The sequence below is a fragment of the Epibacterium ulvae genome, from assembly GCF_018678075.1.
Lineage (GTDB): Bacteria > Pseudomonadota > Alphaproteobacteria > Rhodobacterales > Rhodobacteraceae > Epibacterium > Epibacterium ulvae_A.
On the sequence record NZ_JAHHIR010000097.1, the window covers coordinates 21,116 to 36,914 of the forward strand.

The 15,799-nt window shown below is 57.5% G+C and carries 12 protein-coding genes; 8 read left to right on the plus strand and 4 right to left on the minus strand.

Annotated features, from left to right (window positions below):
- Positions 1 to 66 precede the first annotated feature (66 nt).
- Positions 67 to 2,169, minus strand: a complete 2,103-nt coding sequence (locus KMP13_RS19030; RefSeq protein WP_353055733.1) for a glycoside hydrolase family 16 protein — start codon at positions 2,167 to 2,169, stop codon at positions 67 to 69.
- An 81-nt stretch (positions 2,170 to 2,250) separates the two neighbouring features.
- Between KMP13_RS19030 and KMP13_RS19035 the strand changes: the two genes are divergently transcribed.
- From KMP13_RS19035 to KMP13_RS19070, 8 genes are all read left to right on the plus strand, one after another.
- Positions 2,251 to 3,597, plus strand: coding sequence for a lipopolysaccharide biosynthesis protein (locus tag KMP13_RS19035; RefSeq protein ID WP_215267582.1), 1,347 nt, complete (start codon positions 2,251 to 2,253; stop codon positions 3,595 to 3,597).
- 232 nt (positions 3,598 to 3,829) lie between these two features.
- Positions 3,830 to 6,112 (plus strand): GumC family protein, encoded by a 2,283-nt coding sequence (locus KMP13_RS21010; protein ID WP_215267583.1) that lies wholly within the window; start codon positions 3,830 to 3,832, stop codon positions 6,110 to 6,112.
- A gap of 56 nt (positions 6,113 to 6,168) precedes the next feature.
- Positions 6,169 to 7,224 carry an acyltransferase family protein gene (locus KMP13_RS19045; protein WP_215267584.1) on the plus strand — a complete coding sequence of 352 codons (1,056 nt, stop codon included), beginning with the start codon at positions 6,169 to 6,171 and terminating at the stop codon, positions 7,222 to 7,224.
- On the plus strand, positions 7,211 to 8,401 hold the full coding sequence (locus KMP13_RS19050) for a glycosyltransferase (protein WP_251363959.1): 1,191 nt from the start codon (positions 7,211 to 7,213) through the stop codon (positions 8,399 to 8,401). Before KMP13_RS19045 ends, KMP13_RS19050 begins: the two co-directional genes overlap by 14 nt.
- Positions 8,401 to 9,423 (plus strand): glycosyltransferase family 2 protein, encoded by a 1,023-nt coding sequence (locus KMP13_RS19055; RefSeq protein ID WP_215267586.1) that lies wholly within the window; start codon positions 8,401 to 8,403, stop codon positions 9,421 to 9,423. The genes KMP13_RS19050 and KMP13_RS19055 overlap by 1 nt, the downstream gene beginning before the upstream one ends.
- Entirely contained in the window at positions 9,420 to 10,346 is a 927-nt protein-coding gene (locus tag KMP13_RS19060) for a glycosyltransferase (protein WP_215267587.1), read from the plus strand. Before KMP13_RS19055 ends, KMP13_RS19060 begins: the two co-directional genes overlap by 4 nt.
- Entirely contained in the window at positions 10,343 to 11,377 is a 1,035-nt protein-coding gene (locus KMP13_RS19065; RefSeq protein ID WP_215267588.1) for an acyltransferase family protein, read from the plus strand. Before KMP13_RS19060 ends, KMP13_RS19065 begins: the two co-directional genes overlap by 4 nt.
- A gap of 25 nt (positions 11,378 to 11,402) precedes the next feature.
- A complete protein-coding gene (locus KMP13_RS19070) occupies positions 11,403 to 12,245 on the plus strand; it encodes a sulfotransferase family protein (RefSeq protein ID WP_215267589.1) in 843 nt (280 codons plus the stop codon).
- An 86-nt stretch (positions 12,246 to 12,331) separates the two neighbouring features.
- Here KMP13_RS19070 and KMP13_RS19075 read toward each other — a convergent pair whose 3' ends face one another.
- From KMP13_RS19075 to KMP13_RS19085, 3 genes are read right to left on the minus strand one after another with little or no spacing between them, the layout of a single operon-like run.
- The gene (locus KMP13_RS19075; RefSeq protein ID WP_215267590.1) at positions 12,332 to 13,531 is read right to left on the minus strand and encodes a polysaccharide biosynthesis/export family protein; all 1,200 of its coding nucleotides are present in this window, start codon (positions 13,529 to 13,531) and stop codon (positions 12,332 to 12,334) included.
- A gap of 11 nt (positions 13,532 to 13,542) precedes the next feature.
- Positions 13,543 to 14,868 (minus strand): O-antigen ligase family protein, encoded by a 1,326-nt coding sequence (locus tag KMP13_RS19080; protein ID WP_215267591.1) that lies wholly within the window; start codon positions 14,866 to 14,868, stop codon positions 13,543 to 13,545.
- A gap of 52 nt (positions 14,869 to 14,920) precedes the next feature.
- Positions 14,921 to 15,748, minus strand: coding sequence for a sulfotransferase family 2 domain-containing protein (locus KMP13_RS19085; protein WP_215267592.1), 828 nt, complete (start codon positions 15,746 to 15,748; stop codon positions 14,921 to 14,923).
- Between the last annotated feature and the right edge of the window lie 51 nt (positions 15,749 to 15,799).

The following is a 15,799-nucleotide window of genomic DNA, read 5'->3' on the forward strand; positions in this document are numbered from 1 at the left end:
TCTGTTTCCATTTGGTTTGATGGGCGCCGCGTGCGGCCAGTGAGTGAGCCAAGGGGGAGGAGCCCCTTAGCCGTTGATCAAAATCTGTTGCACCTGCTCGGGAGCAAGGCCTTCGATCAGCAATGTCTGGGTGTCGGAAAAGGCGATCAAAGTGCCCTGCGGGGCCTTGGTAATGGTCCAATTGCCCTGGGACGCCAGCAGCTTTTGGTCCAACGCCAGACGATGATCGCTGTGAAATCCGCGAAGATGGTCGTGGCCGCCGCCTGCATTGATCTTGATAGCGCAGTTGCGGCTGTTGGGGTTGATGACGAACAGATCGTCGCCACCGCCGCCTTCCAAAATCACGTAGTTCGCACCGGCTTCAAGGCGCGCACCACGCTGGGAGGCCCGCATTTGCGCCTTGGACTTCTGCAAAATGCCAACCTCGACCGTTTCAGGCAGAGTGTAATTGACCCGCGCCCAAATGGTGTCGATGCCGCCTTCCGTTGGCTCGTCCAGCATGGTGCGGGCATGGGCGACGACATAGCGGTCGCTTAGCGCGGTTCCGGTCATGCGGACGGGGTTTGCCATATCGTTCAGCCAAGCACCGGGTTGCGCGCCAACCAGAACGCCATCGCCGTCCTGGTCAGTTTCGGGTCGATTGGGACGCACGGCCTCAGCACGCCACAAATCACGGGCCACCGGCCATTTCACATCAAACTGCTTGGCCCGAAAGGCAGACACTTTGGTGTCGCGAAAAACAATTGTATGCGGCCAGGCGGGATCGGCGCCGGTTGGAAGCCAAACGTCATCGCCCACTTGGGTCAGACGGGACATGGCATCCTTGGCGTCTATGACCGGATAGCCTTCCAGCTGGATCTGATCGTCGCGGCCAAAGCCTGCGATGACTTTTTGCTCTTTGTCCCGCGTCAACAGGATCCGGTCGGCGCCGCCGCTGAGGTGGATGATATCAAACCCGGCCCCCGGCGCGATAACGTCGTCGCCTTTGGTGTCGTGGATCACGCTGTCACGGGCATCAAACAGATCATCGCCCTGGTTCAGATCCAAGGCCAACTGCGGTTCAAGCGCCCGTACCGTGATGCTGCGAATGCGATAGGCGTTTTCAGGGTCCAGCACCGCCTCGATCGCATTTTTCTGCGGTGACCAGAACCCGCCACGGGCGGTGAATTGATCATTGGCAATCACAAACATCGGTTCATGCACATCGTCAGGGGTCGGCGTGCGGTAAACCTCTTGCAGGCTGTCGCGCGTTTTCCCGAAGTAAAAGATCACATGCTCGGGCGTCCAGAGGGCGGCATATGTATGGAAATCGTCATAGATATTGCTGTCGTATTCGGCCAGCGCGTCAAAGGTGCGCTTGAAGTTATAGACGGTGTTCTTGCCGCGCTCCTTGGACTTTGGAACGATCTCGTCGGGTGTTCTGCCAAAGGGGTTGGTGATCTCAACCTCATGCACCGGTTCCCGGTCGTGATTGAGTCGGTCAAAATAGACGGCCGTGTTGACGGCGTTGTCCTTTTTGGTGGGCGTATAGATCCCCGCGCCATAGGCCTCCATCACGTCAATCTCGGGCGGCCAACCCAATCCAGCAAAGGTCATCCAGAACGCAGGCCAGCGCCCTTTGCCCCGTGGCAGGCGGGCCTCCACTTCGAAGTAGCCATATTTCTGCGACCAGGTATGGGCGGTGGTGATCTCACCAACGGCGTACCGGATCGCGTCGGCGCGTTTGCCCTGGCCGGTCTGCTGCATGTACTGGCGCAAGGGGCCCAGTGCCGCCTCGGGCACGGGGGCGCTGCGCAGGATCAGCCCGTCTTTTGTGACCTCATGCAATTCAGGAAGAACCGCATCCGCCGCATCACCCAGCACGCCGTAGTCCAGAAACACGCTTTGCGCGGCGTTTGTCATCAACTGCCCGCGACGCGGCAGGGTGGACCACAGGCCACGGGTGCCATCATAGCGGTCCAGGCCGTTTTCAAATCGCTCTTCTAGAATTGGAATCGTGCCGTCCAGCGCGGGGGCTGCGAAGGCGGGCGGCGCGATCAAAAGCGCCATACATGTAAAAAACCGAATAACCACACTGCTACCTTTGTGTCCTTTGACGTCCCAAATGGTCGGTTTTTCGCCCAAAACATAGAGCCCAACCCCGGAACATCCGCCAGCGAGAAGAATCACGTCCAAACCACTAGCATTGGCTTTGCCGCTCTGTCATTAGACGGGAGCGCGCTTAGGGTATTATACGAGTTGGGTTTGACTATGCAGGCGGAAAATCGCGCCGACGTTTCCGGCGGATCTTTGCTGAGGACGCTGTTTAAAAAGGCTGTTTCGCTGTTAGGCGCTCGAGTCGCAGGCAACCTCTTAACACTTGGCTACACATTGATCCTGTCCCGTTTGGCCACGCCGGCCGAATTCGGATTGGTGATGTCCGGCTTCTCCTGGGCGATGCTTTTGTCCATTGGTTTTGCGCTCAACGTCGAATCGGGTTCGATCCGATTCCTGGTAAAATACCGCGAAGATGAACAAAACGCGCATGCAGCCGGTTTTGTTCGGTTTAACAGAATAATCATAACCAGCGTTTCTGTGCTTTTGGCGCTGGGTCTGGCGGCCGTTCTGGCCACTGGTCTTGCCGATTGGAGCAGCCAGGGCGTTCAGATCTTTCTTTTGGCCTGCCTTGCGGCGCCGGTTGTTGCAGTGACCCGCGTTTATGCGCGCCATGCCACCGCATTGGGGCAGGTTTTGCGCGGCGGTGTGCCGATCATGTTTGCCCGCCCAGCCGTTATCTTTGTCCTGGTTGGCGCGGTCTGGTTGTTGGGGTTGGAACCGTCTGCCGTGCAATTGCTGGCATTGATCCTGGTGGGCTTTGTCGCAACTGCACTGCTGCAATACTGGCTGCTGCGGGACACGTTTGCCTTCCTCAAAGATGCGCCGCGCGATTTCTCGGACAAGTTCAAATGGATCGAAACCGGTGTGATGATGGCACCGCTTTTGGTCATTCGTGACAACCTGAAACATGTGATCGTCGCCAGCGCCGGCCTTGCCCTGGCCGCTGAGGACGTGGGCCTTGTGGCATTGGCGCTGTCGATCATGAGTTTGCTCTATTTTGCGGTAAAAGCCGTCGATATTTCCCTTAGCCCTCAACTCTCTAGCGCGTGTCAGGGGGGCAACAAACCTCGGGTGGCGCAGCTGATCAAAGTCGCGGCCAAGCTGAAAGTGGCCGTGGTTGCGATGGGGATCGTAGCTCTTGCGGCGGCCGGAGGTTGGATCCTGGGGCTGTTTGGTGACGACTATATTGCCGCCTGGGCACCGTTGATGGCGGTGATGCTGATCCCGGCGGCGGATGCGATTTGGGGACCGGCGCAAATCGTGCTGAACGTGAGTGGCCAACAGCGCAAGATCTTTGCGGTGGCCGGCCTCAGCGCCGCCATTTTGGTGGGGGCAACGGCTGCGGGTGGCTGGCTGGCAGGCGCTGTCGGTGCCTCGGCTGGCGCAGGCCTCAGCTACATGATGCAACAAGGGATATTGTGCCTGATCGCCAATCGGGTGGTTGGGGTGCAAACGTCGATATTGGGACTGCTACAACCCGCGCCCAAGACCACTGTTTGAACGGTAGAAATGATTACCGTGGCAGCAGGATGCGTGTTTTTGTGCCGAATATGCGCGGGGAATGGATCATTGCCCGCCATACCGTTTGGACAATGATTTGGAATGAGATAGAAAGTGCACCGTGCGATACGTTTTATCTTCGATCTTTGCAGAGCTGTAAGAAACGTGTCTTAAGGCGTATGTGCTTTGATACGGTGTAGTATTTAATGAATAACTTGGTGGAGAGCCTCTCGTGCGCCTTGAAGTAACCGAGCGTGATCGATTTTTACCCGAAGTAACGCTTGGAGATGTCATTCGCGATATCTGGCAGAAAATTCGGCGCAGATGGCATTTGTTGGCCTTTGCGGTTTGTATGACGGCAATTGCGTCGATTTATTACGTGGCGACTGCGACGCCGCAGTATACCGCAAATGGATCCATCCTGATCGACCCGCGTTATGGGCAAAACCCGGATCAGACCAGCCAGCTTATGCCGGGACTGCTGATGTCGGACGCGTTGACAGTCGACAGTGAACTGCGCGTGATGGCCTCTCGCGAGATGACGAAACGCGTTATCCAAACGCTGGAGTTGAGCCACGCTCCGGCGGGTGATCCGTCGATGGTGCAACGCCTAAAGGCTCTGCTGACTGGCAGTTCCGGCGACACCCAAGCAGACGGTACCGTCACGACAACGTCGAACCTGTCGGCAAGCGCGGCCGAGGCGCGGCGCACCGAAGTTCTGCGCAAGCAATTCGTGCGTGGCCTGAAAATCCGCCGCTCGGGCGAAAGCTTTGTGATTGATATCGCCTATACGTCGCCGGATATCGAATTCTCGGCCCAGGCGGTGAACACGATTATCGAAGAATACCTGTCGTTGTCGCGCGAAGAGCATGTGAACAAGGTCGAGCGCAATCGCGGCTGGCTGTCCACACGTATCGGCGAGCTGCGCCAGGAAGTGCGTGCCGGTGAAAGCGCGGTTGCGAATTTTCGTCAGACAAACAATCTGTTGGTCCCCGAAGGCTCGCCTTTGCCATCCGAAGTTGCCATGACGTCGGCCATTACCCAGCTTGTGGATCTGCGCAGTGAATCATTGGCGCTGGACGTGCACATCCAGCAGCTGGAAGAAGGGGTCCGCTCGGGCAATCCTGATGTGGTTCAGGTCGACCCAGAGGATCGCACCAGCACGTTGGATCAACTGAACGCAAGCTATGACGCCTTGCAGCAGCAAGTGCTGGAGGCGTTGGTAAACCGCAGTGAAACCTCACCTATTGTGCAGAACCTGCGCAATCAGATGAGCCAGGTGCAGGATCTGATCATCGCCGAATACGGTCAAATCCTGGAACGCCTGCGGTCACAAAGCGCGGCCTTGGGTCGCCAAGTGCAAGCAACCGAAACGCTTATAGCCGAGCTGGAAGCAGAGCTGGGCGTTGACGCGCAGAAATCGGTTGAGCTGCGCAGCTTGGAATTGGAAGCCGCCGCATCACGCGACCAATACGAACATCTGTTGGCGCAGTATAACAGCGCGTCGCAGCTGGTCAGTTTTGACGCCACATCGGCACGGGTGATTGCCTGGGCGGTGCCGCCGGACACCAAGTCATCGCCAAAATCCAAACAGACGGTCATTCTGGCTGTGTTTGCCGGGATCGTCCTTGCCATCGCATTGATCGTTCTGCTGGAAGCGCTGGATGACACCTTCCGCCTGCACAGCGATATCTCGCGGGATTTGGGCCTGTCCTTCCTGGGGATCTCTCCGGTGTTTGGATCGGACAAGAAATCGCGGTTCCGCCCTTCGGGATGGAAGCCGCTCAGCTTGCGTGGCGGACCTTGGGCGAAGCTGGGCAAGTCGGGGCAGTGGCTTGATTTTGCGGCCTCAAACCCGGTGTCGATCTTTGCTGAGACGATGCGGTCGATCCATGTGAATATGACAATGGGCCGTGATCAACGGGGCAATGACGGGCGCGGATATGTCGTGGGCATCACCTCATCTGTCAAAGAAGAGGGCAAGACGAGCACCTCGATCAACTTTGCCACTTTCCTGGCCAGCCAGGGCAAGAAAACCGTTCTGGTGGACCTCGACATTATCGCCCGCGGCACCTCCCGCGCGCTGAAGGCGACGCTGTCCACGCACAACGGTCTGCGCACCCTGCTGGAAGATCCGGCAGCGGTAACACCAACGTTGGAGCCGGTGTCAGGCACGCCAAACCTGACGGTGGTGGGCAATTTCGAAGATCTTGCCAATGTGGGACCGCAGCATTCCTATGCCATCGCCCATGCGCTGCTGACCTTGTCGCAAGAATTTGACTATGTGGTGGTAGATCTGCCCCCAGTTCACGGCGTTGCCGAGACGCAATTCCTAGGCAAGATCTGTGACGGCCTGGTCTATGTCATTCGCTGGGGCCACACCCGTCGACCGCAAGTTTTGTCAGCACTTAAGCAACTCGAAGGGGCACGTGGTAAATTCATCGGCGCAATCTTCTCGCAAGTGCGCGTCAAGTCTTACGAAAATCACAATGGTCACGATACTTATACATATTGATTAGTCTCGTCTGTGCAAACAGACGCCGAGTACCAGTGCAAAGGTGCAGCACAGTTATGCAGCGACTTTACTCCATCCAGTATCTGCGCGCGGTGGCGGCCCTTTCGGTGGTTGCCCTGCACGCCAGCAACCGTGTTGAGGCGCATCTGCCGGATGGGGTGATCCATGCGCTGCATTTGGGTCACGCGGGCGTGGATTTGTTCTTTGTGATCAGCGGCTTTATCATGTGGTACATCGGCCGTGAAACCACGCAATCACCGGGTGATTTTTTCCTGCGCCGGTTTGTCCGCGTCGCGCCGCTGTATTGGCTGGCAAGCCTGTCTTGGGCCGCCTTTGCCATTGCCGCCGGATATGCCTGGATGAAGGTAGAGGCGGTCTTTTTGTTACAGTCCCTGCTGTTCATCCCGCATTACAGCGCCACATTTTCAGAACAGGTCTGGCCCGTGCTCGTCCCCGGCTGGACCCTGAATTATGAGATGTTCTTTTACTTCCTGTTCGGGCTGAGCCTCGCCTTGCCCAAGGCGCTGCGCCTTGTGGGCATGGGGGGCGCGCTTGGCATCCTGGTCGCGGCGGGGCTGTTGCTGTCGCCAGAGAGCGCGATTGGCAAGACGTACACCAGCCCCTTGTTGCTGGAATTTGGTGCCGGTTGTGTGGTCGCCGAGCTGTGGCGCAGATTTCCGGGCGGTATTGTGCGCAATGCGGTTGTGCTGGTTGCGGGCGTTCTGGCCTTTGTCCTGTTGGCGCCGCATGTGGACGAAGCCGACACCTGGGGACGGGTCTTGGGCTTTGGCTTGCCGGCCGCGTTGATCCTGATGGGCACCATTGGCATCAGCCCCATTATCCCGCATTGGCCGCTGCTGGAACGTTTGGGCGATGCAAGTTTTGCGATCTACGTCTTTCACGTCCTGATCCTGAGCGTGGTGATGCAGGTCTGGAACATGGTGCCTGGTCTGCACAATACGGCCACAGCTGCGACCCTGATTGTGGGCTTCCTTGTGCTGATCAGCGTCATTGGATTGTGGCTGTTTCGCGCCGTCGAACGCCCGCTTCATCGTGTGTTGATGGGCGGGATTGCAATTTTATCCAAAGGTGGCACCTATGCCAAAAGATGACTCCAAACAGGGCCGTATGCCCGCGCCGCGCCGCGTCGTGGTCTTTGGATTTGATGTGGCTGAAATCTCCCAGATCCGCCGCATCCGCGCCATGACGGCCTTGGGGCACCAGGTCCACAGCTTCACCATGCGCCGGGACAATATGAACCAAGGGTTCGAACCGGAATGGCCCAATACTCACCTGTTTGACACCGAAAACGAAAACCTGCCCAAACGCGTCGCTGTGGTTCTCAAATCCATTGTCAAAATGGCTGGTCACCGCGCCAAGGTAAAAGAGGCCGACGCGATTTTTGCCCGCAATCTGGACATGTTAGCCATCGCCTGGGCCGCGCGGTTCATGGCTGGCGCGCATAAAACGCCGCTGGTTTATGAATGTCTGGATATCAACGGTGCGCTGTGTCGTTCGGGCAAAAAGGGCGATCTGATGCGCGCCGCTGAACGGTTCCTGCTGCGGCGGGTCCAGATGCTGGTGGTGTCCTCACCGGGCTTCCTGCGCGAGTTTTTTGAACCCACCCAAGGCTACACGGGCCCCACTGCCCTGTGGGAGAACAAGCTGGCCGCTGGCAGCACCTTGCCGGATCGCCCCAAAACCCGCGCGCCCATTGCACATGGGCGTCCATTGCGGATCGGCTGGGTTGGGACCATTCGTTGCACCGAAAGCCTCGAGATCTTGACCGGGATTGCCGCAACGCTGCCGGATCAAGTGGAGATCGTGATCCATGGCATCGTCCACCGTCACGCGATTGACGGTTTTGACGAACAGGTCGCAGCCCATCACAATATCACCTACAGCGGCGGATATGCCTATCCGGATGATCTGGCGCGGATCTATCAGGACTGCGATGTGGTCTGGGCGCAGGATCTTTGGCAGCGCGGCAACAATTCCGACTGGCTGCTGCCCAATCGCATTTACGAGGCCAGCTGGGCCGGTTGTCCAAGCATTGCGGTCGCGCAGACCGAAACGGGTCGCCGCATTGACGACGATGGCCTCGGCTGGACCATTGCCGAGCCCACAGCCGCCGCTTTGTCGGATCTGATCGCACAGGTGATGCCGGAACAGGTAACAGTCAAAGGGCAGGCGTTGCTGGACCGGCCCGATACGGATTTCGTCCAATCCTATGGTGAAATCCAGGACGTTATTGATGCGGTTTGCCCGCAAAAGGAGCCTGTGTCCTGATGACAGCCCCTGACCGTGATTTGCAAAACAACCCAGCCGTGGATGCCAGCTCGATCCTGGTGGCGATCCCGACGCTGAACGAAGAGGCCCATATCGCCGAGACGATTGCAGCCATCCTTGGTGAGACGCCGGAGATGGCGGCGGTCAAAATCGTTGTGGCCGATGGCGGCAGCACCGATCGCACCTGCGAGATTGTGCGCGCGCTTGGCGAAAGGTACCCGAATATCCACCTGATCGACAATCCGGACCGCATTCAGGCCGCCGCGGTGAACAAGGTGGTGGCGGACTGCGCGGAACCACATCACAATATCATGGTGCGGGTGGATGCCCATGCGCATTACCCACCGGATTACGTGCTGAAGGTGGCCCAAAGCCTTGTGACGCATGCGGCCGCAGGTCTGGCGACGGTTATGGATTCTGTTGGCTCCACCTGTTTTCAGCGCGGCTCGGCCTGGGCGATGGAGACCAAAATCGGCTCCGGTGGCTCGGGTCATCGCGGTGGCACGACCTCGGGCTATGTGGATCACGGCCATCACGCCGGGTTTGATCTGGAGATGTATCGCAAGGTCGGCGGTTACGATACGGGCTTTGTGGCCAATGAGGATGCTGAATTTGATCACCGGGTGAATGAGGCGGGCGGGCGCATCTGGCTCGATACGACGATCCGATTGGACTATGTGATGCGCGGCTCGCTTGGCAAATTGGCGAAGCAATATTGGCGCTATGGCAAGGGGCGGGCGCAGACGATCCTGCGCCACAAGATGAAACCGCGCCCGCGCCAGATGATCCCGCCGGTGATCTTGGTGGTCAATCTGGTCTCGATCCTTTTGGCGCCTTTTGCGCCGGTTTTGCTGTTGTTGCCACTGGCCTATTTGATGCTGCTGGCCGCCACCTCGGCGCTTTTGATGGTCAAAAACAAAAGCCTTTGTGGCATCTGGGCCGGGCCTGCGCTGTTGGCCATGCATCAGGCCTGGGGGGCCGGGTTCCTCAGCCATATGATTATGAACAGGGGAAAGTCATGAGCGTCGATATCTGCATCTGTACCTTCCGCCGCGCCCATATCGCCGATACGTTGTTGTCCATTGAAGCTGCCGAGATGCCGCAAGGCCATGATGTGCGCATCATCGTGACGGACAATGACGATGACCCCAGCGCCCAGGAGCTGGTTGAAAACACAGCTAAATCCATGACGATCCCAGTGTTCTATCAACATGTGCCGGGTCGCAATATCTCCATCGCGCGCAATGCGGGACTGGATACGGCCACGGCGGATTGGGTTGCCTTTCTGGATGACGATGAACTGGTGACACCGGACTGGCTGACCAATCTGTTTGCGCGCCAAAATGAGACCAACGCCGATGCCGTCTTTGGCCACAGCCGCGCCGATTACGACAAGAACGCGCCTGACTGGATCGTCAAAGGTGATTTTCACTCTCAGTTTGCGGTGATGCGCGGTGGTGAGGTCGAGACCGGCCATACCTGCAATGCGCTGGTCCGCTGGTCCGGTACCTCTTGGCAGGATGTGCGATTTGATCTGGCACGCGGGAAGTCTGGCGGCGAAGACACCGAGTTTTTCTTTCGCATGCGCGAGGCCGGTGCATTGTTCGTGATTGCCGACAATTCGATCGTCCACGAAGAAGTGCCGCCCAGCCGGTTGAGCCTGCAATGGCTGCTGCGCCGTCGCTATCGGATCGGGCAAAGCTATTCGGCCCATGCGGCGTCCAGCGTGGAGCGGGTGAAACTCTTTGTGCTGGCGTCGGTTAAGGCGGGCTATTGCTTTTTGCGCGCGGTTCCAGCTCTGGGGCAGGCCGACCGCAAGGCGTTCTGGTTGATGCGCGGCACCATGCATGCGGGGGTCTGCGCTGGGTGTCTCGGCCTCAGCCAACGTGCGCTTTATGGCGATACAGCCCCGCAAAATACGGTGAAGCAGGAGAACGCGCTTTGAGACTGGATGGACTTCAATGCGGACGTGCCATTGCCGCGCTTATGGTGGCGATTTTTCACGCCAATCTGTTCCTGCTGCCGTCAAAATTCTATGACGGGCAAGGGGCCGGGGCGGTGTTTAACTTTGGCTATGCCGGTGTTGAATTCTTTTTTGTTCTGTCGGGCTTCATCATGATGTATGTCCACGACAAGGACTTTGGCCAACCCGCGCGCACTGTCTTGTTCCTGAAAAAGCGCATCATCCGGATCTACCCCATCTACTGGGTGATTTTGACCGGGTTGATCCTGCTCTATTTTGCGGCCCCCGGAAGCGGGCCTGAAAATGCGCGCGACACGCAATCGATCATGGCCTCCTACCTGTTACTGCCACTTCCGGCGGAGGAGCCGATCCTGCGGGTGGCCTGGACTCTGCAGCATGAAATGCTGTTCTACCTGATCTTTTCGGTGCTCTTGTTGAACATCCGTCTGGGCATGGCGCTATGCGCGCTGTGGATCACGGGCTGTCTCTTTGCTTTGTTGACCGGTGGTTTGCAGGCGTTTCCATTTGATATGGTCTTCAAATCCCATAACTTGCTGTTTGTGTTTGGCATTATTGCTGCGAAGATCCTGCCAAAGGTCACACGCGACACCGCCGTTTTGTGTTTCTGGATCGGTTCCGCCTCCTTTTTGGGGCAGGGCATGCTGGAAACGTTGGCGGGGCTGGCGCTGCCCAAAGACTGGATCCCACTGGGATACGGTCTGTCGGCGACGCTGGTCATCCTGGGCCTTGCCAGAGCGGAGCTGCCTGCCCCGCGTTGGTTGGCCTATCTGGGGGATGCGTCCTATTCGATCTACCTGGTGCATATGCCGACAATGACAATCGCCGCTGTGGCCCTGCGCAAAGCCGGCGTGCATGAGGTTTTGCCCCCCCTTGCCATGCTCGCCTTGATCACCTGTCTGGTCACCTTGGTCGGCGTGGTGGTGCATGCCTATGTGGAAAAACCCCTGATGAATGCGTTCAAGCCGAAACTGACGGCGCGTGCCAGCACGTGATGCGCCCAGAGATGAGATTTGTGAAATGACCGACACCACACTGACCCTGCCGCATTTTATCATCATCGGCGCGATGAAATCGGGGACAACCTCGCTGTACCGCTATTTGGACCTGCATCCGGATGTGGACATGTCACGCGACAAAGAGACGGATTTCTTTGTCGAAGAGAAGACCTGGCAAAACGGGTTGAACTGGTATGCTGCGCAGTTCACCGGTGAGGACAAGGTGCGTGGCGAGGCGAGCCCGAATTACACCAAATCGCGTGATTTCCCTGGCGTGCCCGAGCGTATGGCGCAATTGGTTCCTGATGCCAAACTGATCTATATCGTGCGCGATCCGGTGAAACGAGCGGTGTCGCAGTTCAAGCACAGCTACATTTTGGGCACCTTGGACGCGGAGCCCGAAAGCTTTCACGGCACGCATGAATACAGCCACATCATGGACGCCAGCCATTATGCCCGCCAGCTTGAGGCGTTTTACGAATATTACCCCAAAGAGGCGGTGTTGGTGCTGGATTTCGACGATCTGATTACCGACCCACAGGTGGTGATGGATCAGGTTTTTGACCATGTGGGTGTCAGCAGACAGCAGATCAGCGATCTGGGCGCGCAAAACGACAGTAATGAGCTGTCCAAGATCCCGGCTCCGGTCTTGCGGTTTGTGCAATCTCCGCTGGGCAAACAGGTGGCGGCGCTTGTCTCACGTGAAATGCGCGACAAAGTGCGCGGCATGCTGGCGCGTGGCAAACAACGCCAGCCACCAAAGTTTCCGGACACGCTGATGGAGGCGATGAAATCCGATCTGACAACCGATATCGACCAGTTCCGCGCGCTGACCGGCAGAGATTTCTCCAAATGGCTGGTGTGATCCCCGCCAGATAGACCGCTGATCGACGCAACAAAAAAGAGCGCCCAGATGAGGCGCTCTTTTTCGGTTCTAGATAAGGTTGGACGTCAGCTGCCAATCTCGGTTTTGACAACCAGAATGTCGCCGGGGAACAAGGGGGTTGCCTCGGTGATCTCGGATGCAGTGATCCTGTCAGCGCGAGGTCCGCCCAGAGCAAAGCTCAAACCCGGGCCGCCGGTGACCGCAGACAGGTTGTCGATGCTGCCATAAAGAATAGCCATTTCGTTGAGCGTCAGCCGATAGCTTTGCTGCAGGAAGTCCATACGGATACGCGCCGCCTGCAGGCTCTCCAGAATGTCGCTTTTGCGGCTGCTCAGGAAATTGGCGCGGTTGATTTCGGTCTGGGAAATCGCGCGGGCAATTGTCAGCTTAGTGGTTTGCAGCGCCAGGAAATCTTCACGCTCGTCTGCTAGGCGTTGGACCGCTGTGATCGTACGCGTGTTTGTCGCAAGGCCTTGTTGTTTCAAGGCATTGGTTTTTTCGACCTCGATCTCCAGCTGTTCGATCAGGTCCTGTTTGAGCACGATACGTTCATCCAGCAGGTCAATCTGATCTTGCCCATCGGCGAGCGTCTTATCCCATTGCGCCAACAACTCCTGTGCTGCGGCGCGATTATTGACCAAAATCGCCTGTTCCCCTTCGAGATGGGCCGTCAGGTTGGTTGCATCCGATACGGGGATGATCTCACGCAGGGTGGACGCCATCACCAGGGGCAGGGGGCTGTCGTCGCGATCTGCAATCAGACGTGTGATCTGCACGGCGGTGGCTGCGATCTGGCTGGCAAAGTCAACCGATCTGCGTTGTGCGGCCATCGATGCCACCTCGGCCTGCGGACCAGAGGCCTGCAAACTGTTGCTGCCGCCCGCCATGGCAAGCGCGACGCCAACGGTCATTCCGGGGAAGAACTGGAACTGGCCGCCCTTTTCCGCGAGGCCTGTGACCACAACCGGTGCATATTCCTGGATTTCCAGCGACACGGTAGGAATGCCAGAAAACCCGCTTTCCAGCATCCGGTTTTCGATCAGCTCTTCCACCTCGTCCAGCGTCTGGCCATTCGCGGTCAGACTGCCCAGTTCCGACAAGCGAATGTTGCCGTCGAGGTCGATCACCATTTCCTTGGGCTTGTCGACAAAATTGTAGTCAAGGATCAGACGGTCGCCGATGGTCAGCTGGTAATTCTGCGCAGCGGCGGCAGATCCAAGGCCCAAAGTGGCAAGCAAAGCGATTTTCAAAAGTTTCTGGGTCATGGCACTCGTATTTAGATATCCTGGGGATAATTATTAACGTCGACCGGGGCCCCTTTGGGACGGGGGCGGGCAGACACGATCAGGTCTTCCTGGGCTGAGACAAAGAACATCACCATCAACACAAACATGAATTCATGGCCTCGATACAAGGATGGGCCCAGAAGCGAAGTCAAGATAATTGCGAACCAGAACACCAGCCCGCAGGCCGAAGACACAGATCCGGTGGCGCGCAGATGGGTGATCAGTCGACGCAAGGTGGCACCGACAAAGGCCAAGATACCGATGGCACCCAATACGCCGGTCCCCACGAGGATCTCCAAAAAGAAGTTGTGGAACGACACGCTGGTTACCGCACCGGCATGTTGGGTCAACAGCCGTTGATAAGAGAACTCGGGCGCTTGCCAAAAGGCACCATAGCCGACGCCAAACAGTGGATATTCCTGACTGACTTCCATGGCGACGTGCCACAATTCCGTACGTCCCGTCAGTGTCGCGTCCTTACCAACAGCGCCCAGAATTTCGTTCACCAGATCAATGCCGGCAAGGCTCATTGCGATGGGGCCAAGCGCCACGGCAGCCAAAACCAGTGTGCACATAACGACAAAGACATGCTGCGGAACATGGCGGCGGCAAAACAACATCATCATCCCAAAAGCCGGAAACAACAGCAGAACCGAAGTCATGGAGCGCGACAAGAACAAGGCCATAATCGTCAGCATCAGCCCGCCGGCCACATAGAGCTTTAACCGCCCAGAGGCGCGCCATTTCGGCATCATCAAGATGGCAATGATGGCAATCACGCAGAACAGGGCGCGCTGGCCCAGCATGTTCTTGTGGGAGAAGACCCCCACCAATCCGCCCGCATCACTATAGACGCGCCACGGAAAAATCCCGGTCGCCCAATGCATCAACGACAGGACAACGGTGACGATCAGAATACAGGCGACGGTTTTGACCAACACCTCCAGCGAATAGCGCCAGCCCAAGTAGGCGGCGATCAGGAAGGTCATGCAGATCTGGATGGCCCCGGACAGCGTTGTGGTCGGCGTATAGGACCACAAAACAGAGGCCAGACAGGCCGCCGGGTAGATCAAAATCACCCGATTGCGCATCAACATCTCGAAAATCACTGGCCACATCATGGTCACGCGCATAAGCGTCACCGCATAACACAACAGCCAGACCAGGGACTGACCAAATCCCAGATGCACCAAGGCATCCGAACTGGCCAGAACCACCAGAAACAGCAGGCTCATATCCACAAAGGGCCAAAACGCCCCGGCGCGGTTTTGCGATTTTGGCACAGGTTGGCGCATGATGTCAGCAGCGAGGCTCATCCGTAAGCGTCAGCTCCGGCTGTGCTGCATCTGGCAGAAATGAGGGCGACATTCACGGGTTAAGGGTCTTCGCAAATTCAAAGATCTCCAGATCAGGCGCACAAAGCGCGCGGAACCGGTCAAGCTGCGTTTCAGTGTAATCCGGCTTTTTGCTGGGCGCGGCATTCAGCTTTGCCATGCGCAACGTCACACCAAAGATGTCCTTGTAGCTTGCGAAGAACGCGTCCGTGTTGTCAAGAAAGCCCACCAAGGCAAAGTACGACAGGCGCTCTTTTGCTGTTTCTGTTGCGGTTTGCGTGTCCTCAGCGGCGATATCGTTCTTACCATAAAGGTAGCGTAGGAACACCTGCGCGTGGCGGCGGGCGATGTCGCTTTCCAGATATTCGTCGACGTCCTTGCCCACCAAACCGGCCCGTTGGGTCATCCGGAAGTTGGAGATCATACGCGCAACAGGGTCCCGCATCAGGGTCACGTATTTATAGGTATCACCAAAATACTCATGTGCCTTCTCAGACCAGAGGCAGTGACCATGGATCAACTTGGTGTCCCAGGCCATATGCTGCAACAACATGTCTTCGCGCATATCAAATGTCAGCTGACCAGCTTCGATATCTTCATGGCACAAAAAGGCGTCGTCCTTGCCGAAATGTTTGATAGCGGCGGCGCGGCGAGTCGACACCGCGTCCATCACCCCAATGCGATGATTGAACGGCACCGTGGCGTACATGGCCTCAGACAGGGAGGTGCCACCACATTTGGGCATGTGAAAATACACGCTCGGATGTTTTGGCCCCGCGTTGGGGAGTGTCCGGCGTGTGCGCCCCTCCAGAATGGACAACCGTCGGGTCAGACGCTCTTTGAACGGGGCTTTACGTGCCATGTGGTAGTTCCTGTACTATTCAAAACCTGCGCCCGCCAACGGCGGGGCGCG

Bases quoted from the DNA above. Each gene is read 5' to 3' on its own strand.
- KMP13_RS19050 (WP_251363959.1), top strand. From the start codon at position 7,211: ATGCCAAAAGATGACTCCAAACAGGGCCGTATGCCCGCGCCGCGCCGC.
- KMP13_RS19035 (WP_215267582.1), top strand. From the start codon at position 2,251: ATGCAGGCGGAAAATCGCGCCGACGTTTCCGGCGGATCTTTGCTGAGG.
- KMP13_RS19045 (WP_215267584.1), top strand. From the start codon at position 6,169: ATGCAGCGACTTTACTCCATCCAGTATCTGCGCGCGGTGGCGGCCCTT.
- KMP13_RS19070 (WP_215267589.1), top strand. From the start codon at position 11,403: ATGACCGACACCACACTGACCCTGCCGCATTTTATCATCATCGGCGCG.
- KMP13_RS19075 (WP_215267590.1), bottom strand. From the start codon at position 13,531: ATGACCCAGAAACTTTTGAAAATCGCTTTGCTTGCCACTTTGGGCCTT.
- KMP13_RS19080 (WP_215267591.1), bottom strand. From the start codon at position 14,868: ATGAGCCTCGCTGCTGACATCATGCGCCAACCTGTGCCAAAATCGCAA.
- KMP13_RS19055 (WP_215267586.1), top strand. From the start codon at position 8,401: ATGACAGCCCCTGACCGTGATTTGCAAAACAACCCAGCCGTGGATGCC.
- KMP13_RS19060 (WP_215267587.1), top strand. From the start codon at position 9,420: ATGAGCGTCGATATCTGCATCTGTACCTTCCGCCGCGCCCATATCGCC.
- KMP13_RS19085 (WP_215267592.1), bottom strand. From the start codon at position 15,748: ATGGCACGTAAAGCCCCGTTCAAAGAGCGTCTGACCCGACGGTTGTCC.